Annotated in this window: 17 protein-coding genes; 7 read left to right on the top strand and 10 right to left on the bottom strand. The window is 58.5% G+C overall.

The annotated features are described in order from the left end of the window. Positions 1 to 11: 11 nt before the first annotated feature. The 3 genes from GIW69_RS01760 (at position 12) to GIW69_RS01770 (ending at position 8,945) form a co-directional block, all read left to right on the top strand. A complete protein-coding gene (locus GIW69_RS01760) occupies positions 12 to 4,091 on the top strand; it encodes a Tc toxin subunit A-related protein (protein WP_236480428.1) in 4,080 nt (1,359 codons plus the stop codon). Further along, on the top strand, positions 4,084 to 7,848 hold the full coding sequence (locus tag GIW69_RS01765) for an Ig-like domain-containing protein (protein WP_236480429.1): 3,765 nt from the start codon (positions 4,084 to 4,086) through the stop codon (positions 7,846 to 7,848). Before GIW69_RS01760 ends, GIW69_RS01765 begins: the two co-directional genes overlap by 8 nt. A gap of 131 nt (positions 7,849 to 7,979) precedes the next feature. Beyond that, a complete protein-coding gene (locus GIW69_RS01770) occupies positions 7,980 to 8,945 on the top strand; it encodes a hypothetical protein (protein ID WP_236480430.1) in 966 nt (321 codons plus the stop codon). Position 8,946: 1 nt separating this feature from the next. On the opposite strand, the gene GIW69_RS01775 is transcribed toward GIW69_RS01770, so the two are convergent. Genes GIW69_RS01775 through GIW69_RS01800 form a run of 6 tightly spaced genes read right to left on the bottom strand, consistent with a single transcriptional unit; the run spans position 8,947 to position 15,669 of the window. Further along, a complete protein-coding gene (locus GIW69_RS01775; protein ID WP_236480431.1) occupies positions 8,947 to 10,284 on the bottom strand; it encodes a DUF58 domain-containing protein in 1,338 nt (445 codons plus the stop codon). Then, on the bottom strand, positions 10,281 to 11,282 hold the full coding sequence (locus GIW69_RS01780; protein ID WP_236480432.1) for an AAA family ATPase: 1,002 nt from the start codon (positions 11,280 to 11,282) through the stop codon (positions 10,281 to 10,283). Before GIW69_RS01780 ends, GIW69_RS01775 begins: the two co-directional genes overlap by 4 nt. Continuing rightward, complete coding sequence (locus tag GIW69_RS01785; RefSeq protein WP_496570886.1) at positions 11,279 to 12,403, bottom strand: DUF4350 domain-containing protein; 1,125 nt, start codon at positions 12,401 to 12,403, stop codon at positions 11,279 to 11,281. Before GIW69_RS01785 ends, GIW69_RS01780 begins: the two co-directional genes overlap by 4 nt. Before the next feature lie 35 nt (positions 12,404 to 12,438). Then, complete coding sequence (locus GIW69_RS01790; protein ID WP_236480434.1) at positions 12,439 to 13,983, bottom strand: DUF4129 domain-containing protein; 1,545 nt, start codon at positions 13,981 to 13,983, stop codon at positions 12,439 to 12,441. After that, on the bottom strand, positions 13,970 to 14,947 hold the full coding sequence (locus GIW69_RS01795; protein ID WP_236480435.1) for a stage II sporulation protein M: 978 nt from the start codon (positions 14,945 to 14,947) through the stop codon (positions 13,970 to 13,972). Before GIW69_RS01795 ends, GIW69_RS01790 begins: the two co-directional genes overlap by 14 nt. Next, positions 14,944 to 15,669 carry an RDD family protein gene (locus GIW69_RS01800; RefSeq protein WP_236480436.1) on the bottom strand — a complete coding sequence of 242 codons (726 nt, stop codon included), beginning with the start codon at positions 15,667 to 15,669 and terminating at the stop codon, positions 14,944 to 14,946. Before GIW69_RS01800 ends, GIW69_RS01795 begins: the two co-directional genes overlap by 4 nt. 180 nt (positions 15,670 to 15,849) lie before the next feature. Here GIW69_RS01800 and sbcB point away from each other — a divergent pair, with 180 nt between their 5' ends. After that, the gene (gene sbcB, locus GIW69_RS01805) at positions 15,850 to 17,280 is read left to right on the top strand and encodes an exodeoxyribonuclease I (RefSeq protein WP_236480437.1); all 1,431 of its coding nucleotides are present in this window, start codon (positions 15,850 to 15,852) and stop codon (positions 17,278 to 17,280) included. A 90-nt stretch (positions 17,281 to 17,370) separates the two neighbouring features. Here sbcB and mvaT read toward each other — a convergent pair whose 3' ends face one another. Next, entirely contained in the window at positions 17,371 to 17,748 is a 378-nt protein-coding gene (gene mvaT / locus GIW69_RS01810; protein WP_236480438.1) for a histone-like nucleoid-structuring protein MvaT, read from the bottom strand. Positions 17,749 to 18,085: 337 nt separating this feature from the next. Between mvaT and purU the strand changes: the two genes are divergently transcribed. Together purU and GIW69_RS01820 are read left to right on the top strand one after the other, a co-directional pair. After that, positions 18,086 to 18,934 (top strand): formyltetrahydrofolate deformylase, encoded by an 849-nt coding sequence (gene purU, locus GIW69_RS01815; protein WP_236480439.1) that lies wholly within the window; start codon positions 18,086 to 18,088, stop codon positions 18,932 to 18,934. A gap of 84 nt (positions 18,935 to 19,018) precedes the next feature. Beyond that, positions 19,019 to 19,195, top strand: a complete 177-nt coding sequence (locus GIW69_RS01820; protein ID WP_236480440.1) for a hypothetical protein — start codon at positions 19,019 to 19,021, stop codon at positions 19,193 to 19,195. A gap of 30 nt (positions 19,196 to 19,225) precedes the next feature. On the opposite strand, the gene gpgF is transcribed toward GIW69_RS01820, so the two are convergent. Genes gpgF through gpgS form a run of 3 tightly spaced genes read right to left on the bottom strand, consistent with a single transcriptional unit; the run spans position 19,226 to position 22,108 of the window. Then, positions 19,226 to 20,221, bottom strand: coding sequence for a glucosaminyl phosphatidylglycerol flippase (gene gpgF / locus GIW69_RS01825; protein WP_236480441.1), 996 nt, complete (start codon positions 20,219 to 20,221; stop codon positions 19,226 to 19,228). Beyond that, positions 20,218 to 20,994 (bottom strand): N-acetylglucosaminyl phosphatidylglycerol deacetylase, encoded by a 777-nt coding sequence (gpgD, locus tag GIW69_RS01830; RefSeq protein WP_236480442.1) that lies wholly within the window; start codon positions 20,992 to 20,994, stop codon positions 20,218 to 20,220. Before gpgD ends, gpgF begins: the two co-directional genes overlap by 4 nt. Next, positions 20,987 to 22,108: an N-acetylglucosaminyl phosphatidylglycerol synthase gene (gpgS, locus tag GIW69_RS01835; RefSeq protein WP_236480443.1), complete on the bottom strand. Its 1,122-nt coding sequence runs from the start codon at positions 22,106 to 22,108 to the stop codon at positions 20,987 to 20,989. The genes gpgD and gpgS overlap by 8 nt, the downstream gene beginning before the upstream one ends. A 335-nt stretch (positions 22,109 to 22,443) precedes the next feature. On the opposite strand from gpgS, the gene GIW69_RS01840 reads away from it, so the two are divergent. Further along, positions 22,444 to 23,925, top strand: coding sequence for a helicase HerA-like domain-containing protein (locus tag GIW69_RS01840; protein ID WP_236480594.1), 1,482 nt, complete (start codon positions 22,444 to 22,446; stop codon positions 23,923 to 23,925). Positions 23,926 to 23,957 lie beyond the last annotated feature (32 nt).

Below are 23,957 nucleotides of genomic sequence, written 5' to 3' on the forward strand. Positions count from 1 at the left end.
GAGAACGGATCATGACACTGAACACGATGGCCGGCTTGCTTGAAAAACGTCGAGAAGCCCTAGTCGAATATTGCATCGGCCAGGTCGGTAAAGGCGACCTGCCGAAGTACGACTTTCTCAGAACCCCTGCGGATCTGTTTGAGTTGTTGCGCATGGATCCGTTGGACACCTATGCGGTTCAAAGCTCCTGGGTCGCCGAAGCGACGAGCTGCGCCCAGCAATTCATTCATGCGGCGTATCGCAAGCTGGAGCCGGGATACGCAGACATTCAGTTCGACAAATCGCATCTGGCCATGTGGGAGCTTTACAACAACCGGCCCGATTGGGTCGCAGTGAAAATGATCGAAAATTATTCGGAAAACTACACCAACCCCTTTACACGGCTACGCAAGACCAGTCTGTTCAAAACCCTTGAAAACAATCTGAACCAGGCGCGTTTGAGCATCGACTCCGTGCAGGCCGCCCTGCAGGACTACCTGAAAACATTCGAGCAGACCTGCAACCTGGACGTGGTCAGTGGCTACATGGATGGTGCTTCGCCGCTGTATGCCGACTACTACTTTGTGGGTCGCCAGCGAGTGCCGCCTTATCAGTACTTCTGGCGTAAGGCCGAAGTAGATTTGAATACGAAATCCGACGCCATCAATCCGGCAGCCTGGAGCGAATGGCAGCCGGTCGATATTCCCACCGGCAGGGTTCTGGACATGCGCCCGGTGTTCTGGAGCGGCCGGTTATGCCTGGTGTGGGCCGAGTGGCGCGACAAAGTAGATCTGGACGATGGTAGATTTTCACCGCATCAGTTGATCATTCAAGTCGCGTTCAAGTCGCAAAACGGCACGTGGTCGGCACCGTTGAACGCCCACACGTCAACCCACACCACCGACAAGTCCGCTGGCCTTCGACTGCTCGCCACTGTGTGGACGGATTACTTCTCCCCCAAGGGCAAGCTGGGGATTCTGGCGACAAACGAACAGTCGGATCCCCATACACTTAAAGTATTCGTGGCGTGGGATGTGCTGTTTCGACCATTGGTTAGCGATGAGGGCGTTTGGCTTAACGATCGGCTTTCGCGTTTTGACAGTGTGAACACTGTCCAGCATCCCCTCGGAATGGACTTGAAGGTTGTTCGCACCGACGCGCCAGCGGGTCAGCTGACGCCCTACCTTAATGTGCGTTTACAGGCATATCGCCAAGGAGACGAAGATAAGCTTGTCGTGCAGGGATTTTGCAGGCCGACGGGGCTGGTCGGGGACGATGTGGAGCTGGAACTGAAATTGCAGCACGCTTCTGGTACAGACCCGGCGATCAAAGAGAGCTTTGCGTTAAAAGGTGGCTGGAATACGCAGTCGCTGACATTCACGCGTGCGAAAGGGTCATGGCCTGATCCTACGATACTGTTGTTCGGCGACACTTCGGAAGGCGCGAACGGGTGTCTGAGCTTGAAGCTCACGATCAACGATCTCGCGGCGTGGGCTGCGCCTCGGCTGCACAAGAACACCGAAGATGCGGCCCAGTTTCTCGACATCAATCAGCAAGAGCTGGCACTGAAGTTCGTCCGTTTGAACTCGCTATTCGGTCCGGAACTGGTTCAGCGTTCAAACATTTCCGTCGATGCGGTGCTCGATTGGGACAATCAGTTCGTGGCAGAGCCGCCGCCGGAAGGTTTCACAATCAGTGAGCGCAACGGTGGATTCAACAGTGCCAACGGTTTGATTTTCTGGGAGCTGTTCTTTCATGTGCCGCACCTGGTATTTGCTCGGTTGAACGCCGAGGATCGATTCCTCGAAGCACAAAAATGGCTGCACTATCTGTTTGACCCGCAAGCGCCCATGGTCGCCGAGTCAGACGAAACGCCAAATGCCAAACCGGCGTACTGGCGCTGTCGGCCGCTGGATGAGGCCGGTGACATCGGCTATGAAACTAAAAGCGTCGTTGATCCAGACGCGATCGGCTATGGCACCCCTCGTCACTTCAGGATTCTCATATTCACCGAATACGTGAGGAATCTGGTGGCGTGGGGTGACTGGCATTACCGCCAGCTGACGCGTGAAGGTATAAGTGCGGCGAAACTGTGTTATGTCCAGGCGGAGTTCCTGATGGGGCCGGCCCCACTGATAAGAACCGCCAACCGTTGGCAAACCACAACCATTAAAGACCTGTTGGAGAAAAGCCGCTCACGGCCGGCCCTCGAAGCATTTGAAACGAGTCTTGAATTCAGCCTGAGCGATTTTCCCTCCACCGCCGAGGTGGCGCCCGAGTTCGGGTTACTGGCGAACGAGCCTTTTGTCTGCCCGATCAATGAACAGTTGCTTGCGCTGTACGATTTGCCGAACCAGCGTCTGCACAACCTGCGCAATAACCTCACACTGGATGGCAAACCGCTGGACATACCGCTGTTCAGTCCGCCGACAGACCCCAACCAGTTGTTGCGTGATCTGGCATCGGGCGGCATTGGCGGGCCGAGGCCCATGGGCGGGCGTCTGGTCGTGGGGGCTTTCCGTTGGCGCGTGACGTACGAAGTCGCGTTGCGCGCGGTGCAAATTCTGCAGGAGCACGGCAGCCAGGTGCTGCGTCTGCTGGAGCAACGCGATCGCGCCGAACAGGAAGAATTGCAGCAAAACCATCTGGTCGAGCTGGGCGCCTATGCAAAGAGTGTTCAAGAGCAAACCATTGAGCAACTGCAAGCGAATGTCGCCGCCCTGATGCAGAGCCGCGCGCTTGCGCAGGAACGGGCGACGGCCTATGACCAGCGTTTTGTCGAGCATATTTCGGCAGTTGAATACGAGGTCATGGAGAGCTTGCACCTGTCCAGAATCCTGTCGCTTTCGTCATCCAGTATCAAACCTGCCGGTGCTGTGCTGGCCGCCTTGCCAAACATCTTCGGTATGGCTGCGGGCGGTTTCCGGATAGATAAAATCACTGATGCGGTGTGCTTCGGATTGAGCGTAGCGGCCTCGGTCATGCAAATCGACGCCGATAAACAAGCCACCACCGAAGGTTACCGCCGGCGCCGTGACGACTGGCAGTTGCAGCGTGATCAAGCGCTGGCTGAAGTGCGGGCCATCGATGAACAAATCAAGGCGCAAAACCTCGCCGTGGCGGCGGCACGCACGAGCCTGACGCAAACTGTCACGGCCAATAATCAGGCGCTGACGGTTTACAACTTTCTCAAGAAACGTTCGGGCAATGCCGAATTGTTCGGCTGGTTGCTTGGCCAGTTCAAAGCGTTGCACTACCAGGCGTACGACGCGGTGGTCAGTCTGTGCCTCAGCGCCCAGGCCTCGCTGAGTGCCGAAACCGGCGATTACGAAGCGCAGATCCCGATGCCGCAAGTCTGGCTGGACAACCGATATGGCCTCACGGCGGGCGAGCATCTGCGCGGTTATCTGCTGCGGCTGGAGCGTGAATATCTGCAACGTCATGAACGTCGACTGGAGCTGGTCAAAACCGTTTCCCTGCGCCAGCTGTTTGCCGACACCCTGGAACCGCAACCCGGCTATACGAACTGGCCAGCAGCCCTGGCGCAATTGCTGGACAAGGGCACGCTGGAGTTCAGTCTCACGCAACTTGCATACGATCGTGACCATCCCGGGCATTACTGTCGGCAGATAAACTCTGTCGAGGTGGATCTACCGGTACTGGTCGGACCTTATCAGGATGTGCGGGCGACGCTGGTGCAAATCAGCAGCATGACGGCAACGAAGGCATCGCCGGCGTCCGTGCTTTATTTGCATAAGCCCGAGGGTAATCTGGCGCCGGCGGATGTGCAGATCAACTTGCGCAGCAGCCAACAAATTGCCTTGTCGCTGGGCATGGCTGACAACGGACTGTCGGCGATGAAGCCTGACGAAGGCTTGCTCAACCCCTTCGAAAACACTGGCGCGGTTTCACGCTGGCAACTGCATTGCCCGTGGCCGAAAAAGGAACCGCAAAGTTCCCTGCTCGCTTCACTGACCGACATCATCGTGCGCATTCGATACACCGCCAAAGCGGGGGAGCCCGTCTTCGTTCGATCCGTGGAAGATCTGGTAAACCGGTTCGAAGCCGAAGCTCTGCACACTCGGGCGAAAGGAGTCGGCAGCCATGAATAATCCCATCATCCAAGGCAACAAGAGCCTGGTGCTGAACGGTGATTTCCGGCAAGCGATGGATTTCTGGGAAAAGGGGCCCATCAACGCCAGTTGGCTGGGTGTTGCAACAGAAGAATACGAGTCTGTGCTGACTTCCTTCTTGAAAGCCGGCAACCGGTCGTCCGTCAGTCAGGAGTTCAAAGTCCCCAAAAATCCCGGTGCGCAGGCGAGCTACAGCTTGAGCTTTTTGTGCGAAACGCAACACACCCTGCCCGGCACAATGACCATAAGCGTCGTTGGTAATGAATCGGAACAGCTGACGATAGAGTTGATGCCGGGAGCAGAACGGGACCTTGAAGAAGATCAGGCGCGAATCGAACGGGGTTTGCCACGGGTCTATAAACCGATCAAATACGAATGCCCGCTGCTTCTGGCTTTCACCGATCAGCAAAGCATCAAAATCGAGGTGAAGAGCCCCATCAATGACCCGGGGGATTTTTTAAGCGCGATCCGCATTACGCATATCAGAATCTCACTGAATCTGGCACCGGTCGCATTGCAGGGATGGAAGCTCGACTCGCAGCCTGCGCGCAAGGATGAGCCGCTCTATCTTTGCCTCGGCGCTTCAGGATCGTTTTCTCATCAGCTTCGCTTCGAACTCGATCCCGACAGTGCGTGGACGGGCACTCAAGCGGCATTGACCCTCAGCGATGAGCTGTCAGGGATTGTTGCCACTCCTGAATGGGATCAAGACCATCCGCTGAATGCCCCATGGTCGCTCGACTGTCCGTATCTCGGCGATGAAGAGCCCTATCTGTTTACGATGAACCTCGTGAATGAATACACGGCCGATCCTTACCCGATTGAAGTGTCGCTGGGCCATCACTGTCTGATTTTCAGAGAATGGCAGGAGGCGGCTTACTACCCGGTGCTCGAATACGGACAAAGTGTGCGGCTTGGCGTGTTGGTCGCCTCGTATTACACCGGCAAACCGGTAGAAGGGCGCACGGTTCGCTGGTCTGTTGCGGGACAGGCCGTTGAGGTTTCTGCGATCACCGGCGCCGATGGCTGGGCTTATTTTGATTACACACCTGACATTGCCGGTACGTTCGACGTCCAGGCCTCGGTTGACAGCGCCTACTACGAAAGCGGTGTGTATACCGAAACCACCGTGCTGCGGGTGCTGGCAACCGATCCATGGAAAGAGCTTATGGCGGTCAGCGGTGGCATCGAGGCACGCTGGGAGGAAAAAACCGGTTATCCCAACCGGGGCACGAGCTACCCGGTCGATGTGAAACTGCCGGTCGACAGTCCATTGCTGGGCAGCGCGTTTTCATTGCACTGGAACGGCGATTCGCCCGAGCAGCTTGGCGTCTTTATCACCCCGGCGCTTGGCGATCCGGTGCTGATCGACCAGGTGAACACTGTCTGGACGCTGATCAACGAGGATCGTCTGGACGGTCGTTTCGAACTGTCGCTGGTCTGTTCGAAACTGTTGCTGCCCTCGCCGAAGAAACCCATGTCACTGGCGCGCAATCTTGTTGAAATCGGCGAAGTGCGCGAGGCCAACAAGTTTCCCGTGGTGGATGAGCAGGAAAGCGTGCTGCTACGGGTGCAAGTGTTGCACGTGACGAGCAGCGGCCCGGGCGAACCGGTGAGCAATGCGCTGGTTGACTGGCAGACGCCGGAGCACGTCGTCTCTACCGTCACCGGAGCAGGCGGCTGGGCCAGTCTGCTGTACTCGCCGACCAGTGCCGGAAACATGATTGTCACCGCCGGCATCAGGGCACATGAAGATGCGGTGCCGATCGAGCATGCTTTCGACGTCGAGGCACTGGCTACGAGCCCATGGAAGACAGAAGTCCAAATCCTTCTCGACGGTGAAGCGGTCGATCACGTTGCGGTCGGCTTGCTGTGTTGGCGGGGTGGTTCGCACCGTCTGAAAGTGCTGCCGATTTCCGACACGCTGATCGGTGAGCCGCTGACCCTCGACTGGCGAGGCGCTGATCCCGCCATCGGTCTGACCGTCAAGGACATCGGCGTTGCCATCGCGCTTCCCGCAGAGGGTGTGGAATGGCCGATCAGCTCTGAGATAAACAGCGTCAGCAGTTTGTTCGATCTGAAGTTAAGTACCCCGAAACTGTCTACCGATCGTGAATTGTTCGGCCGTCTCGTGGCCCCTGATCTGGATGACGAGTTCACTGTTTATCTGGATCAGGTGTGGGCGCCCCCCGGGGCGCAAATGTATCCATGCCTGGGGGCGCATCACCGCCACGTCTTTGTACCCAACGCACTGAGCCCGCTGGTAGGGCTCTCAGCGAAGCTTGGTTGGTCGGGAACGCCAGCGGATGAATTGAATGCCGGCGTCGAACCCGCGCTGGATCAGCTGCAAACAATCGAAGATGGCGGCGCTCGCTGGCTCCTCGATTTCAGTGCCAGTGCCGCACCTGGCTTGTTCAGCCTGGCACTGGAACTGCCGCAACTGCAAAAAGACACTGTCGCCAACCCAATGAATCTGGCTCATAACAGGATCAGGATCGAGGCAAGCCGTGAAGCGTCCGTCGACCCGGTTATCGGGCAAGCCCCGGCGTGGCTGTGGCTACAGGTGTTTTCCCATTACACCGCACACGCGGTGGAACATGTGCCGGTGACATGGCTTACGCAAAAAGGCTCCGTTGAAGTGCCGACCGATGCCAATGGCTGGGCCGGTTTCGCCTTCGAACCGAATCTCGCGGGTACGCAGGATGTCAGCGCCGAGATTGCCAGCCGTTATGACGATTTTGTCCACAAACGGACGATGCCGGTCACCGTGCTGGCCAGTGATCCATGGGCAGGATTGCTGGTCAGCTTTGATGGGATGTTGGAACAGCCGTGGGGCGAAAAAACCTATTTTCCGCGTCGCAAGGGCCAACACAGAATTGAGTTTTCCGCGGAAAAGGACAGCCCCTTGGTCGGGCGTGAGTTGACGCTGGGGCTGACGGGAACCGGGCCCGCCGAACTGGGTTTGCGCTTCTCGCCGAGTACTGCATTGGGAATGCCGAGGCCATTTCTCGGGTCATTTTTGGAGTATGAATTCGAGGGTGGGGACATCAAGGATGGCGGGTTCGCCTTGCGCCTGGGCGCCGAGCGGCTGGCGAGTCTGTCACCGGCCAATGCGATGTCATTGGGCGTAGGCGATCAGGTATTGAAAATTCTTGTGGGTGACACGGCTCATCAAACGCTGGATTGGGGCCAGGTGCTCGAACAGCAGGTCTCGGTAACTTCATCCATTACCGGCAAACCGATGTCCGGGTGGCGGGTGACCTGGCGCAGTCCTGACCTTGGCGACGTGACGTCAATAACGGATTTTTATGGCGTCGCGCGGGTTCGTTTCACGCCGACAACCCCGGGTGCGGCGCAACTGGTTGCGACAGTCGGGGAAGGCGGATATGCGGCGTCCGTCTCCATTTCGTATGCCCTCAATCATCCTCGGGATATCCAGGATCTTACGAGTCCACAACCGAGTTGGGCGATCGGAGAAAAAGTGACCGCGTTCGCCATCGTTGTCTCGGCCATGACAGGCGAGCCTTTGGAAAACGTGGAAGTTCGTTGGGATGTTCCGGATCGCGTTATTCCACCGACCTTCACAAATGCCGACGGAGTGGCCGAGATTTCGTTTTATATGCCAGGTCGCTCGCCAACGCTTGTCGATGCTGTTGTGACGGGCGGCTATGTCGGTTGGGTCGGAAAAACCATTGCGCTGGAGGTACGCCCGACTGCAAGCGATAGGGACGGTTGATGAGCAAATACTGCTTATGAAACAGGAGAGAACATTTTGAATAGAGTCGGTGCTTCGTTCGAAAATTTTGCTACAGAGCGTTTTCTTTGACTTTTAGTTGTCGTTCGTTCTACAACATCTAGGAGAAAAACATGGACAACAAGGTACTGGATTCAAACACTTGGTATCAAGAATTCATCCCTTTTGTAGACGGTGTATGGGTCAGATGGGACGATCTTCAGCTGAATATTCCGGTGGGTAAAAATTGTAAGTTGGAGCTGTATTATGAATACAGTTGGTTGATCGGTAATCCTGATGCGCTCGTCGAACTTGAATACCTGGGCAGTATTAAAGGCCTGGTATTCGACCCTCCAATTAATCAGGGGTGTGCGATGGCAGCAGGCACCACCTCGTTGATCTGGACTATTTCCACGGAACTGGCAGATATCGGTCCTTTTTTACTGCATTTTTCGCTCCGGAAAATGGGTTTGCCAGAATCTCCCCCGGTTCCAGGCGGTGTAATTGATACTCCCTTGGACATCGAAGTTTTGTTCGACGATATGCCCGTCGCTTTCGATTCAGTTGCCACCGCTTATCCATGTCACGGAGCAATCCATAAGCTGAAAATGAGGCGCAAACCATCCGACTACCCGCGAAACAAAGAGATTTTTCTGGTCTGGACGGGAGAACCAGCCGAAAACCTCGGGGTGGTAATGACGCCAGCTCTGGCAGGTTCCCGTTTATTGACAACCGACTGGATAAGTTGGGAAATGAATTGCGCCGATACTGTAGCTGACGGAATTTTTTCCTTGCATCTTAAGGTAGTTAATGCGGAAGAAACCACCGATGTATTATCCCTCTCGTTGGGGCATAATCTCGTCGCTGCGAAAAGATGGCAAACCGGGCCGCATTCTCATCAGCCAGGTTCAACATTTTATTTTAAATATATTCAAGCAACGTCGGTACATACAAAGAAACTAACACCGGGTGTCAAGGTACTCATTAATGGCGCGTCATCCGGTATGGTTACAAATATAGCGGGTGAAGCAGTCACTACGCAGACAGGTTCGACCAAAGATTTATCAATAAAAAATCGTTACGACGGAAGTATCGTCTGAGCTAATCGCTTACCACGTTCCGGATTTTTTTTTCCGCGAGATACGACGTCACTAACTTTGCACCTAACGCGGCGGATCGAGTTTGAAATAGCGAAATACCCTGAGCGCTCAGCCGTTCAAGAATTTCGGACTGAGTGTTCAGGTAATTTATCGTCCCACAGTAAGTCAGCGCTTCGTGTGCCGTTTGCACTGGAAATTGGCGAAGCTCGTCAAGCACCTCTTCGTGCAGAATGATGACTAATACTCGATGCTGACAACTCAGACGTTCTACGGCCATCAGCAATTCATCGTCCTCGTCGCGTATGTTGGTGATCAGAACGACTAACGCCCGACGCTTTTGTCTGGCCAGTAATCGGCTGACTGCTGTTTGATAGTCCGCAGTACGTCGACTGCTTTCGAGATCATAAACCGCGTTGAGCAACACATTCAGCTGCCCCGAGCCTTTAACCGGCGCCACATAGCGCGGCTGTTCACAGGCAAACGTGCTCAGCCCGACGGCGTCGCCCTGACGCAGCGCCACATAACTGAGCAGCAGACACGCATTCAACGCATGGTCGAAGTGCGACAGTTCCCCGTCCTGGCTACGCATTTGCCGGCCACAGTCGAGCATGAAAATGATCTGCTGATCGCGCTCGTCCTGGTATTCGCGAGCAATCGGCGTGCGCTGGCGTGCGGTGGCTTTCCAGTCGATCTGGCGCAGGCTGTCGCCCTCGCGGAATTCGCGCAGTTGATGAAATTCCAGGCCTTGTCCGCGTCGTTGCCGCTGGCGCACGCCGAGCTGGTTGAGCCAGTTGTCCACACCCAGCAGTTGCCCACCATAGAGTCGGGCGAAGTCCGGATAGACACGAACGCTGCCGGGAACGCTCAACAGGCGCTTGCCTGACCACAGGCCGAGCGGGCTCGGCAGATTGATTTCGCAACGTTCGAAGTTGAAATGGCCGCGCTTGAGTGGGCGCAATCGATAGCCCACTTGGCTGGCGCGGCCCGATTGCAGCTCGACAGACAGCGGCAGGTTTTCCAGATCGAGCCCGTGGGGCACATGGTCGAAAATCTGCACGGTCAGGGTTTGCTCGAAATCATGCGTGACTTGCAGCCGAACCTCGCGCCATCGCCCGAGCGCCAAGCTACCGGGCATTTTTCGCTGCACGCGCGGGGAAGGCAGGCGGCAGAGGCGGATGCCATCGACAGTCGCCAGTATCAGCAGGGCGAGCAGCAAACCCCAGTTGATTGCCAGCAGGCTTGCTGGCACCGCAAGGTCGAGCGCCTGCAATGCGCCTAGCACAATGCCGACAGCCAGCAACGTGGCCAGCCAGATCAGTAACAGGCGCGAAGGTTTCACAGCCGCGGCGCCGGGACTTGATCGAGCAATTGCTGGAGCACCTGATCCACTTGCAGGCCTTCAATATCCAGCTCCGGCGCAATGCGCACGCGATGGCGCAGCACCGCCAGCGCGCAGCCCTTGATGTCGTCCGGCAAAACGAATTCACCGCCACGCAGCAGGGCGCGGGCGCGGGCGCAACGTGCCAGCGCAATCGATGCGCGCGGCCCTGCGCCGAGGATCAGCCCGGGCCAGGTGCGGGTGCTGCGGGCCAGACGCACGGCGTAATCGAGCACTTGATCGTCCATTGGCAAATCGCTGGCGATGCGTTGCAGCGCTTGAACGTCCTTGGCTTGTAACACGGTACGCAAGGGCTGCACGTCGAGCATGTCGGCGCGGGTCGAACGGCTGACCTGACGGACCATGTTCAACTCCTGATCCGCGTCGGGGTAATCCATGCGCACCTTGAGCATGAAACGGTCGAGCTCGGCTTCGGGCAGCGGGTAAGTGCCTTCGTGTTCGATCGGGTTCTGCGTCGCCAGCACCATGAACGGTTGCGCAATGGGCAAGGCCCGGCCCTCAAGTGTGACCTGGCGTTCCTGCATGGCTTCGAGCAGCGCTGCCTGGGTTTTCGCCGGTGCGCGATTGATCTCGTCGGCGAGCAGGAGGTGGGTGAACAACGGGCCTTTGCGCAACTTGAACTGCTCGGTTTTCAGGTCATAGACCGCGTGGCCGGTGACGTCGCTGGGCATCAGGTCCGGGGTGAACTGAATGCGCGCGAACTCGCCACCAAAGCAGCGGGCCAGAGCCCGCACCAACAAGGTCTTACCCAGTCCCGGCACGCCTTCGAGCAACACATGGCCGCCGGCAATCAGGGCGGCGAGTACATCGTCGATGACGTCATTCTGGCCGATCAGCGCCTTTTGCAATTCGCCACGTACGGCTTGGGCGAGTTGACTGGCGCGTTGCCGTTGTTGCGCGGCGTGACTCGCACTGCCGGGCTCGGTGGGTTCACTCATAGGGAATTCCTCAAGGTTTGCAGGTGGGCAACCTGGCGGCTGAATTCAGTATCGGACACACGTTTTTTCGATGGCGGACTCAAGGCCTGGCTGATGGCGCGCGTGGGTTGTCGGGTCAAGCGCGCGAGCACCAGCCATTGTTCGGCAACGTTCAAGCGTTCGAAGCCTGGATGACGGTGGCGTGCGCGGCGCAGAACGTCTTGCTGCAAGCCTTGCAACAACGTGTGCTGACCGTTGTGCCGCAACTGGAAGTCAGCGCTCGCTAGCAGGTGTTCCTGTAACCGGCGCCTACCGGCCGGGACGGGTGCGTGAACCGGACCATGCCGCATGGCAACATGCCACAGCCACAGGCCGATCAAGGCGAGCAGCGCGATGATTGCCTGTGGGAAAAAACGCCAGAGCAGCGTCAGCAGACCATCGTGCTCAGTGTTGAAAATCAGCGTGACGGCGGTGTCGGCGCTCAGATACCAGAGCAGCCAGGCGTTGTCGTATCGGGCGATGGCCGGGGTTTTCCACAGGTCGGCATCGGTGACCACGGTGATCGAACCGAGCCCATGGTTCAGCTGCATCATGTGCGTGGCCTTGGCGCTGTTGGCCCAGGCTTGGGCGAGGTTGTTCGGGTCTTCGAGATGAAACGCCGTATCGAAACCGGCATAGGCGGGCGCGTCTTCGTCTTCCAGATACAACTTGGTCAGCGACGGATAAGGATCTTTGGGCTGATCATCGGGCGGTGGGTTGAGATCCTTGCTCAGTGATTGATGCAGCCCCACGCGGTCGAGGAGCAGGTCGTTGCTCTGTCCGGTCTTTTCATCCCAGATGGATTCGGCGACGAAGATCAGCCGCCCGCCGGCTCGCGTCCAGTTCAGCACCTGATCGACCTGGCGTGGGGACATTCTCGAACGGTCGCCGAAGAGTAGCAGGCCATGTCCACGAGGATCGATGTCGGGCAGCGCGGCCAGGGTTTCGGCGTGGCCGACATCGATGCCCCGACCGCGCAGGAACATCTCCGCCGCCAGATACGGATTGGCCTGGGCGGCCGGGGATGGACCGTGATCGATGGTCTCTTGATAGGGCTTGGCTTTCAGGTAAAGGAACGCGATCAGCGCCCCCAACAACGCCATTATCAGCGCCGCTATCACCCATCCCGTGCGCCGACTCAATGGCTCGCTCCGGGACCGAATAGAGCCCGCCAGCCATCGCATAATTCCTGTTTCAAGTGTGCCGCCGGTGCGCGATGCCCATAGGCCATGTTCTGCCAGTGTCCGGTCAGTAGGCGGCTGAAGGCGAGCAGATCCGGGCGCTGCAGCAACTCGATCCGAGCCAGCACCTGGCTTTCGGTGTCGGCGGGTTTCAGGGTCAGGTTGTGGTCGTGGAGCAAGTGACTGAGAAGTCCACGATAAAGCAGACTCAGCGCGGCGCGAGGCTGGGTTTGCCAGAGTACTTCGGCGGTGCCGGCGACATCTTCAGGCAAGGTTTGCAGGCCAAGATCCAGGCCAACGGCTTGCTGCGGCACAGACCTTTTAACGTTGCGCGCCAGACTCGGGCGACGGCTACCGAAGGCTCGCAACCACTCGCGGTAGCGCCAGATCAGCCAGCCAGTGGCGCCGATCAGCGCACCCCAGAGCAACACTTCGAGCAGCCCGGCCAACCCGTCGAATCGATGCCTGTTCAACCAGCCGAGCAATGTCTTGAGCCACTGCGGCGTACCGTTTTTGTTGTCGGTGGAATTGGCGGGATCGGGCTCGTTGCCAAACCGGTAGCGGGTGACGGTTTCCTTGTTCCTGAACGGTGCTTGTTCGATGAGCGTCTTGATGCTGTTGCGCGCGTCCTGACTGTTGAGCGGCTGATTCAACAGGCGTGGCCCATCGGGCGCATCGATTGGCTCTTCGGCCCAGACCGGCGGGGCAGGGATCAGCAGGCAAGCGATCAGCAACAATAACGGCGCACTCGCGGCAAGACGTTGGCGCAAGCGGCGAAACACCAGCTCGATGTCCCAGGCTTCCAGCACGGTACGGCGATTCAGATAAAGGCTGAAACCGCAGGCCACATAAACCGGCTCCCAGACCACCAGCACGAGCACGTAAAAAGCGTTGGTCAAGTGTTCGAGCCAGAGCCAGTCGTGGCCGGAGGCGAAAATCAGCGTCTGCCAGTTCCAGTCGGTTTCGACGTGCTGCGGCAGGAACAAATAGAACAGCACCATCAAGCCGATCCACAACGCTGATTCCAGATGCGCACCGATCACCGTCAGCCATTGCGCCGCACCGGCGTCGCGTTGCAGCAACACCTGTAACCGTTGCTGACGGGCCTCTGCGCCCAGACCTTCAAGCTGGATGACCGGCAAGAGAAAACTGCGACTGAGGCTGAAACGGCGCCAGGTCAGACTGGCGAGCAGTTGCGGCTTGAGCAAGCGTGGCCACTGGCGCAACGCCTGAAGCAGGGTCGGTGTTTCACCGAACAATGCGCTGGAGAGGATGTACAGCGGCAAGCGCTCGAAGGCCGGTTTCAACCACCAGAACAACAGCAAGGCGATGGAAGGAGAACTCCACAGCAACGCGCTGAGCATTGCAAATACCGGGAGGGTGACGATGGCCCAACTGGTCATCAACAGGCGTCGGTGCCGCTGGCTGAGCAGTACGCCCAGATCCATGGCTTCCCAGGTCGGACGAGGACGAATCACCACGGTCGCGTCACTCAGGCGCATGGCGATTCCTTCCGGCGAACGTCAGGTAGGCGATCACGCCGATCCACAGCGTGGTGCCGATCAGGTATTTGGTCGATGGCGCGACCGTGGTTTTCGATGACCAATAGGCTTCTGTAAATGCCGCGATCAGCAAAAACAGGATCACGCCGCAGATCAACAGGACGCTTTGGTGCGCGGCGTCTTTCAACGCCTGAGTGCGAGTGAAACGCCCCGGCGCAATCAACGCCCAACCCATTTTCAGCCCCGCCGCACCCGCCAGGGCGATGGCGGTCAGTTCGAAGGCGCCGTGGGCGATCACGAATGACCAGAAGGTCTCGCCGAAGCCGATCTCGGTCAGATGGCCCGCCACGGCGCCGATCATCAGCCCGTTGTAAAAAAGAAAGAACGCACTGCCCAATCCGAACAGCAATCCGCTGGCGAACGTTTGAAAGGCGATACCGATGTTGTGCATGACGTAGTAACCGAACATGACCCAGTCTTCACTGGCCGCGCGTTCGGCGGAGCGGCCGAGATGACCGGCGACCGGGTCGTACATGCCTTGCAACTCGCGCACCTGGTCGGCGGGGATCAGGTTGTAGATCAACTCCGGAAACAGATACACCAGCAGGCCGAAGCCGACGAGACTGCCGAAAAAAAGCACGCCAGCCGCCAGCACGAAACGCCACTCGGCCCTCACCAGCCGGGGGAAATCGGCGAGGACGAAACTCAGCAGGTTGGCACCCAACCGACTGCGATGGCGGTACAACTGCTGATGGCCGCGCAGGGCTTGTTGTTGCAGCGTGTCGATCAGATAACTGCTGTAGCCGCGCTCCTGCGCCAGGGCCAGATGCTGGCAAAGGCGTCGGTAGGCCTGGGGGAAATCGGCGACTTGCGAGGTTTCTTTGCCCCGCTCCAAACGTTCGAGCGCCAGCCCGAAGCGTTCCCATTCGGCCTTGTGCCGACTTTCAAAAAGACTCTGCTTCATGCCGGGCCCAGCAAGCCGCGAGCGATGCCGTTGAGTTCGTTGACAGCATTCGGGGCAGAAATCTGTAATGGCTGAGCCAGCAGGGCGGCCAGTTCCGCCACCCGGGGCGGCGACAATTCGCCCTGACGCTCAGCGAAGGCGAGCAGTGCGCGTTGTTCATTCAGGGTCAGTGGAACAGGTGAGCGGCGGGGTTCGGCTTGCGGCAGTTGCGGTCGCTTCAATGGTTGTTCGTTGTAGACCACCAGCGTGCCGGCGGCGATATCGCCGAGGCGTTTGAAGGTCGGGTGTTGCAGGCAGCTGACCGCGCCGAGGAAATATCCGAACGGCAGCAGATCGACGAAACGCAGCAGGTTGCGCACCAGCGAAGCCGACCAGCCGACCGGCGTGCCATCGTCATGCGCCACCCGCAGGCCCATGTACTGTTTGCCCGGCGAGCGGCCCTGACGCAGCACTTCGAACAGCACCATGTACCACCAGCTCACCACGAACAGCAGCAGCGAGCCCAGCCCCATCCCCAATTCGCCCAGCAGCGCCAGCACGAGAAACAACACACCGAGAATAACCCCGCGCATACCCAGATCAATGGCGAACGCCAACGCGCGCACCATCAACCCTGCCGGCCGTAGCGGCAGGTCGATGCCTTCCGGCGTTTCGATCCGATGCCGGGTGTCCAGTGGCGCAATCAGCGGTGCGTTCCGTTGCGGTGCTGTGTTCTCGAGCATGGGCTACCTGATGTGGCCTGATCGGGATTTGACGTCGCCCGATGCTAACAGCCTCTTAATGGAAAACGACATAACTATGTATTGCACAGAGTGTTGCCCGAGGTGCTTCAATGATCGACCGCTGGCCGTCGGCACGCTCGACCGCCTAGACTTCGCCGATCTTCTGTTCAGGAATCGCCCGTGACTTCAATCTTCTGGTACGACTACGAGACCACCGGCATCAATCCGCGCAACGACCGGCCGTTGCAGGTGGCGGGAATCCGCACCGATCATGCGCTCAATGAAATAGACGAACCGGTCAACCTCTACTGCCAGCCCAGCGAAGACATCCTGCCGCACCCGGCCGCGTGCGTGATCACCGGTATCACGCCGGGCAGGCTCGCCGAGCAGGGCTTGAGCGAAGCGGATTTCATGACGCGCATTCACGCCCAGCTCGCCGCGCCGGGCACCTGTGGCGCGGGTTACAACACCCTGCGTTTCGACGATGAGATGACCCGCTACAGCCTGTACCGGAATTTTTTCGACCCTTACGCCCGGGAATGGCAGGGCGGCAACAGTCGCTGGGATCTGATCGACGTGGTGCGCGCCGCCTACGCGCTGCGCCCTGACGGGCTGGTCTGGCCAACCGATGATGAAGGGCGGGTGACGCTCAAACTGGAACGCCTGACCGCCGCCAACGGCCTTGACCATGGTCATGCCCACGAAGCGTTGTCGGATGTGCGCGCGACCATCGCCCTGGCCCGGCTGATCCGCGAGAAGCAGCCCAAGCTCTACGACTGGCTGTTCCAGTTGCGCAGCAAGCAAAAAGTCATGGATCAGATTCGTCTGTTGCAGCCGGTGGTGCACATCTCCGGGCGTTTCTCGGCGGTCCGGCATTATGTCGGCGTGGTGTTGCCACTGGCCTGGCATCCGCGCAATCGCAACGCGTTGATCGTCTGTGACCTGCACCTCGACCCTCAAGGCCTGCTCGACCTGGACGCCGAAACCCTGCGCAAGCGTTTATATACGCGCCGGGACGATCTGCTGGACGGCGAGTTGCCGGTACCGTTGAAGGTCATTCACATCAATCGATGCCCGGTGGTGGCGCCGTTGTCGGTCTTGCGCGCCGAAGATCAGCAACGGCTGGGGCTGGACATGGCGCTTTATCAGGCCCGTGCATTGCGACTAAGTGACGCACAGCAAGTGTGGGTGGATAAATTGTCGGACATTTATGCCAGTGAAAATTTCACGCCGAATGAAGACCCGGAACAGCAGTTGTATGACGGATTTATCGGTGATCGGGATCGGCGTCTGTGCGAACAAGTCAGAACCTCTGATCCGGCAGAGTTGGCGCACGGTCATTGGCCGTTCGATGATGAACGTTTACCCGAGTTATTGTTTCGATACCGAGCACGTAACTTTCCCGAGACGTTGAATTTTGAAGAGCTAGAACGTTGGACAACCTTTTGTCGGCAGCGCTTGTCCGATCCTCAGTGGGGCGCTCCTAATACGCTGGCCTCTTTTGCCGAAGCCGCCGCCGAGTGGTCGTTTAATGCGACGCCCCTGCAACAGAAAGTGTTGAGTGAATGGCGAAGTTATGTCGAGGCATTACGCAAACGTTTGACTCTTTGATACTGAACAGGGCTTTAATCCGGGTATAAAAAAACGCCAGCACAGGGCTGGCGTTTTTTTCGCAAACAAGCCTGCGACGTCGGTTGCGGCTTAGCCCAGCAGGGTAGCCCAGCCTTCAACCACGTCACCGCCCCACTTGGCTTTCCACTCTTTCAGCGTTTTGTGGTTGCCACCTTTGGTTTCGATGACTTCGCCGTTGTGCGGGTTTTTGTATTGTTTAACTTTGCGTGCACGCTTGGTGCCGGTAGTTTTTACTGCGCCACCGCGTGGAGCCTTGGACTTGGACTCTGGATCCAGCAGCGCGATGATGTCACGCAGCGACTTGGAGTATTCGCCCATCAGGGTGCGCAATTTGCCTTCAAATTCCAGCTCTGCTTGCAGTTTGTCGTCTTCGGACAGGTTCTTCAAACGGGCTTGCAGCTCTTTGATTGCTTCTTCGGTGGCGCGATATTCGTTGATCAAGGACATGGGAACTACCTTATGAGTGAAAGCGGAATGGCAGGGGACAGTGGCGCAATAATAGTCAGGGTGTTTCATCAAGTAAACATTTAACCGGAGTTTTTATTTAAATTAGTTACAGGGAAAATCCAGGAATTGAATATTCGTTTTAATAATGTGATGCAGTCACCAGCGATATTTACAAACGCCCTGAAAAGTGTGCCATCACTGCGCCATTGGTCGTCATTGCGCCTCGTTCTGTTGGCGCATGCGGTGGCGACGGGATGCGCAGCTGTCATCAATACTGCAGTTTTTCCGCGCAGTCGCTAGAATGGCGGCCTTTGCGAAGTTCTGGAGTTTCCCCCACATGCGCACTTATCGGCTGGTGATTTCTTGCCCGGACCGCGTAGGCATCGTTGCCAAAGTCAGTAACTTTCTGGCGTCCCATAACGGCTGGATCACCGAAGCGAGCCACCACTCTGACAATCAGAGTGACTGGTTCTTCATGCGTCACGAGATCCGTGCCGACTCGCTGCCTTTCGGTATTGAAGCGTTGCGTGAAGCCTTTGCGCCGATTGCCGAAGAGTTTTCGATGGACTGGCGCATCACCGACACCGCGCAGAAAAAACGCGTTGTACTGATGGCCAGCCGCGAATCCCACTGCCTGGCCGACTTGCTGCACCGCTGGCACAGCGATGAGCTGGACTGCGAAATCTCCTGCGTGATCTCCAACCACGACGATCTGCGCAGCATGGTCGAGTGGCACGGCATTCCTTATTACCATGTCCCGGTCAATCCGCAGGACAAGGAACCGGCCTTCGCCGAAGTGTCGCGTCTGGTCAAACAGCATGACGCCGAAGTCGTGGTGCTGGCCCGCTACATGCAGATCCTGCCACCGGCGCTGTGCCGCGAATACGCCCACAAAGTCATCAACATTCACCACAGCTTCCTGCCGTCGTTTGTCGGGGCCAAGCCGTATCACCAGGCGTCGTTGCGCGGCGTGAAGCTGATTGGCGCGACCTGCCACTACGTGACCGAAGAACTGGACGCCGGCCCGATCATCGAACAGGACGTGGTGCGCGTCAGCCACAGCGACAGCATCGAAGACATGGTGCGTTTCGGCCGTGACGTCGAGAAAATGGTGCTGGCGCGTGGTCTGCGTTATCACCTGGAAGATCGCGTGCTCGTGCACGGCAACAAGACGGTCGTGTTCTGATCGAACCCGGCAATTGAAATTCGAAGGGCCTGGGCGTTCAATCGCTTCAGGCCCTTCGCCGTTTCTGCACCGAGGAATTTCGCTATGACCGATCCGCTGGATAAAGCCACCTCCAAAGCGCCCGCCACCTTGGGGGAGGGCTGCCTGAGCCGTTATGACCCGGACGACATGGGCCCGGAGGACGGCACCGAATTCCCCGGCGCGGCAGAATTGTGGGAACAGCTGAAGCCCGACCCCGACGAAGACACCGATCCCCTGTAGGAGAGGCCGAAGGCTGCGATCTTCAGATTTTCAAACCTGCCGCGCACTCATTAATTTCTTCAACAGCGGTCGCCCCAGCATCAATAGAAACACCGGCCCACCCACCAGCAGATAAAAGTAATACGTCACCACCCGCCAGATCAGAATCGCCGCCGCCGCCGTGGACTTCCCCACCATCGGCGCCAACAGCGCAGCGGATGTCAGTTCCGCCGCCCCCGCGCCGCCCGGCAACAGGCTGAACTGTCCGGCGCCGAGTGACAGCATTTGAATCAAAAAGCACCAGGCCCACTGCAAATCCGCACCCAGACCGCGCAGCGCCAGATACAGCACGCTGTAGCGCAGCAGCCAGTGCACGCAGGTCAGTGCGAACACCTTGCTCAACGTCTGCCATGGCAATTTCAACGTATCGGTGAATGCCGCCAGAAAATGCAAAAGTTTGCGCGCCCAGCGACGGCGCGTGGCGCCTTTGACATTCATTTGCGCCAACAAGCGGCCGCTCAGGCGAATCAAGGCGCGGTGATATCGCGCCAGTAATACACAACTGAACAAACCGCCGAACAGCGACACGGCGCTGACCATCAACAGCCATTCCAGGCGATCACTCAGGTGCTGGAATAACGCGTAAATCAGAATCCCGCTCAAGGCGCAGAGAAAAAACAGCAAGTCACTCAGTTGATCCATTGCAAACACTGCGCTGCCCCGGGCCGGGCGCACGCCGCTGCGAGCCAGCAGCGCCATAATCGTCAGAGGCCCGCCACTGCCACCGGGTGTGGCGCAATACGCGAACTCGGCGGCCATCACCACGCCAAGACTCTTGATGCGCGTGACGCGCTCGCGCTGATCGCCCAATAGCAGGCGCAGGCGCCAGGTATTGATGACCCAGCACAACAGAATCATGCCAAACATGACCATCAACCATTGCAGGGGAAAGGCTTGCAAGCGCTGCCAGGTTTCGCTGCCGCCGAGCACCGCCGGAATCAGTACCGCTGCGATCAGACCGATCAACAGGATAATGCCGCGACTCATGCTGCGTGTTCCAGGCGTGCGGTTTGCCGGGCCAGCCAGTCGGCCTTGGTCATCGCTACGCGTCCTTCACCGAGCAGGCGTTGCAGGGTTTGCATCCAGTAGTCGCGAGAGAATTTGTGGCGCATGTCCACGGGGTGCAGGCCCAGGCGGATCACCGACGCCTCACGCCAGCGCCGCTCGCGTTGATCGCTGAGCATTTTCGACAAGCCTCGACGCCAGGCACTGCGGGCACTCCAGACCAGACCGGGCGCTTCAACGGGGGCGAAATCCGGCAGCCGATAAAGATGTTGGGGATCACTGGTGTAAGTGAACGGCAGTTCCGTCAGAGCCTGACGCGTGCCTTCGCTCATCAGCCAGGCAGGCGCGACGAAACCGTGCAGCGGCCAGTCATGGCGACGGAACACTTGTATGCCCGCCTGCAACCGAGTCAGCGCTTCTGGCCGGGATAATTGATAGAACTCGCCCTCGTGGGTGTAGATCCTGCGCATGAACCAGTCCTGCGGGTGTGTAGGAGACGGTTCCTGATCATCGTGGAAAAAACCGTGCAGCGCCAATTCATCGCCACGGGCGACACGAGCGCTAAGCAATCGGCGAAATTCCGGGCTGGATTGCAGCGCGTCATGACGGTGAAAGTCCGGCACTACCAGCCAGGTCATCGGCACGTTGCCCAAGGCGTCGACGGCCTCGACAAACGGCTGGTAATCGGTCCAGGTCGAAGGGGCCACGTCGTGCAGCACCAGCAGCAACGCGCGTTCTGTCAGAGGCTCAGGCATGCGCCACCTTCGGGATGGTGTTGCCGAGCACCGCGCGATAATGGCCGAGCAGGCTGTTGACCACCGTGTCCCACGCATAGCGGCGCTCGACGTACTGGCGGGCTTGCCGACCCAGGTTCGAACTGCCACGGCTGAACAACTCGCGCACGGCGTTGGCCATGGCATGGGCATTGTTGGGTGGGCACAGCAAGCCGCAATCCTCGTTGACGATTTCGTTAAACGCCCCGGCTGCCACGGCGACCACCGGAATCCCGCAGGCCATCGCTTCAAGAATAACCAGGCCGAAGGTTTCCTGGTCGCCGGCATGCAGCAGGGCATCAGCGCTGGCCATCAGTCTCGCCACTTGGGCGGCGGGGCAGAATTCGTCGAACACGCTGACATTGTCCGGCACCGTGGCGGGCATTGATGAACCGACCAGCAGCAGGTGATAACGCGGGCCGAGACGCTTCATGCAGTTGAGCAACACCGGCAGGTTTTTTTCCTTGGAACCGCGTCCGGCGAAGATCAGCAGGCGAGTATCTTCGGCAATACCCAGCTGCGCGCGCAGGTTTGGATCCCGGGCACTGGGGTGAAAAGTTTGCAGATCCACGCCTAAAGGCTGTACGAAAACATTGCGCACCCCTAAGCCGCTGAGTTTGTCGGCCATCACTTTGCTCGGCGCCAGCACTCTGTCGAAGTTTCCGTAGAGTTTGCGCACGTATGCCTCGACATTTGGCGTAACCCACTGGCCCATGCGGTTGCTCGCCAGTAACGGCAAATCCGAATGATAAAAACCGATCACCGGCACATCCAGTTGCCGCCGCGCATCCAGTGCAGCCCACGCAGTAAGGTAGGGATCGCCGACTTCTATCAGATCGGGCTGCAAATCCTGCAGGACATTTCGCCAAGGTGCGAGACGGACAGGGAATCGATAACCCTTGCCGAAGGGCAGGGCGGGGGCAGGAACGGTGTAAATGCCATCGTGTACGCCGAACTTGGCCCCGGGAATCAGCAGGCTGTGATCAATGCCTGGCCTGAGGCCGAGGCGACGATGCTTGGCGTCAAGATAAGTGCGCACGCCACCGCTGGCCGGGGCGTAGAACATGGTGATGTCAGCGATGTGCACGATGCTCATCCCTCCGCTTGGTCGTACTCCCTTGGTTGACCTTTATACGCAATGGATGTTCGGTCTGAGTTGTGCGTAGAGGGTGCAACAAAAGATCGCAGCCTGACATTTATCTTGTAGGAACTGCCGCAGGCTGCGAACTTTGATCTTTATAACTTTAAACTCGGTTCCGCTAGGGTCCTAATGGCCCGGGCGTGCTTTTATATAGGGCAGGCGAAGTGGACGATGATGGCTAAGCTGGTATTTCCGTCTCTGCTTAGGAAATGTCCGACCCGATTGTCAGTCCTGGTCGTACACCTGTCCTCTGCGCCAAACCGGATCAAAGATTAACCATGGGTGACCAAATGCCTGACTCTTCGCAACTTTTGATCGGCGCCGATCTTTCTGGACAACCGATCGGCCAGGCCATGCGTCTGGCGAACCGCCACGGGCTAGTCGCTGGCGCCACCGGCACCGGTAAAACTGTCACTTTGCAGCGTCTGGCTGAAGCGTTCAGTGACGCGGGTGTCGCGGTGTTCGCCGCTGATATCAAGGGCGATCTTTGCGGCCTCGGCGCCGCCGGTAACCCACAGGGCAAAGTCGCCGAGCGCATCGCCGGCATGCCGTGGCTGAACCACAAGCCTCAGGCTTATCCGGTGACGTTGTGGGACATCCACGGCGAGACCGGTCATCCGCTGCGCACCACCTTGAGTGAAATGGGTCCGCTGCTGATCGGCAGCCTGCTCGAACTGACCGACAGCCAGCAGTCGGCGCTGTATGCAGCGTTCAAAGTGGCGGATCGCGAAGGTTTGCTGCTGCTGGATCTGAAAGACCTCAAGGCGCTGCTCAATCATCTCAAGGACAATCCGCAGTTGCTGGGGGATGACGCGGCGCTGATGACCACCGGTTCCAGTCAGGCGCTGTTGCGTCGGCTGGCGACGCTGGAGCAGCAGGGCGCCGAAGCCTTGTTCGGCGAACCGGCGCTGCAACTGGAAGACATCCTGCAACCGGCCGCCGACGGACGCGGCCGCATCCACCTGCTGGACGCCAGCCGTCTGGTGCACGAGGCGCCGAAGGTCTACGCGACGTTCCTGCTGTGGTTGTTGGCCGAGCTGTTCGAGCAACTGCCGGAGCGTGGCGATGCCGACAAACCGCTGCTGGCGCTGTTCTTCGACGAGGCGCACTTGTTGTTCGCCGGTACGCCGAAAGCTTTGCAGGATCGGCTCGAACAAGTGGTGCGGCTGATTCGCTCCAAAGGCGTCGGCGTGTATTTCGTCACCCAGTCGCCGGGGGATTTGCCTGACGACGTGCTGGCCCAGTTGGGTTTGCGCGTGCAGCACGGCTTGCGTGCCTTTACCGCCAAAGAGCAGAAATCGCTGCGTGCCGTGGCTGAGGGTTTTCGCCCGAATCCTTCTTTCGACACCCTGTCGGTATTGACCGAACTGGGCATCGGTGAGGCGCTGGTTGGCACATTGGCGGAAAAAGGCACGCCGGAAATGGTGCAACGCGTGCTGGTGGCGCCGCCGCAATCGCGGATCGGGCCGTTGACTGAAACTGAGCGGACGATGCTGATTGCCGGGTCGCCATTCAAGGGGCGGTACGACAAACCGATCGACCGTGAGTCGGCCTATGAAATATTGATGGGTCGCAAGGGGCTGGCCCCGGAAGCCGCGCCGGACAAGCCTGCGGATGAAGAACCGAGTCTTGCGGACAAGGCAGGCGAGTTTCTCGGCACGGCGGCAGGGCAGGCATTGAAATCGGCGATGCGCCAAGCGGCGAATCGGCTAGGCCGAGAATTGGTGCGCGGCCTGATGGGCTCCCTGCTCGGCGGCAGCAAACGCCGCTGATCCGAATGTAGGAGCGAGCCTGCTCGCCAAGG

The organism is Pseudomonas syringae, from assembly GCF_021605415.1.
GTDB lineage: Bacteria > Pseudomonadota > Gammaproteobacteria > Pseudomonadales > Pseudomonadaceae > Aquipseudomonas > Aquipseudomonas syringae_S.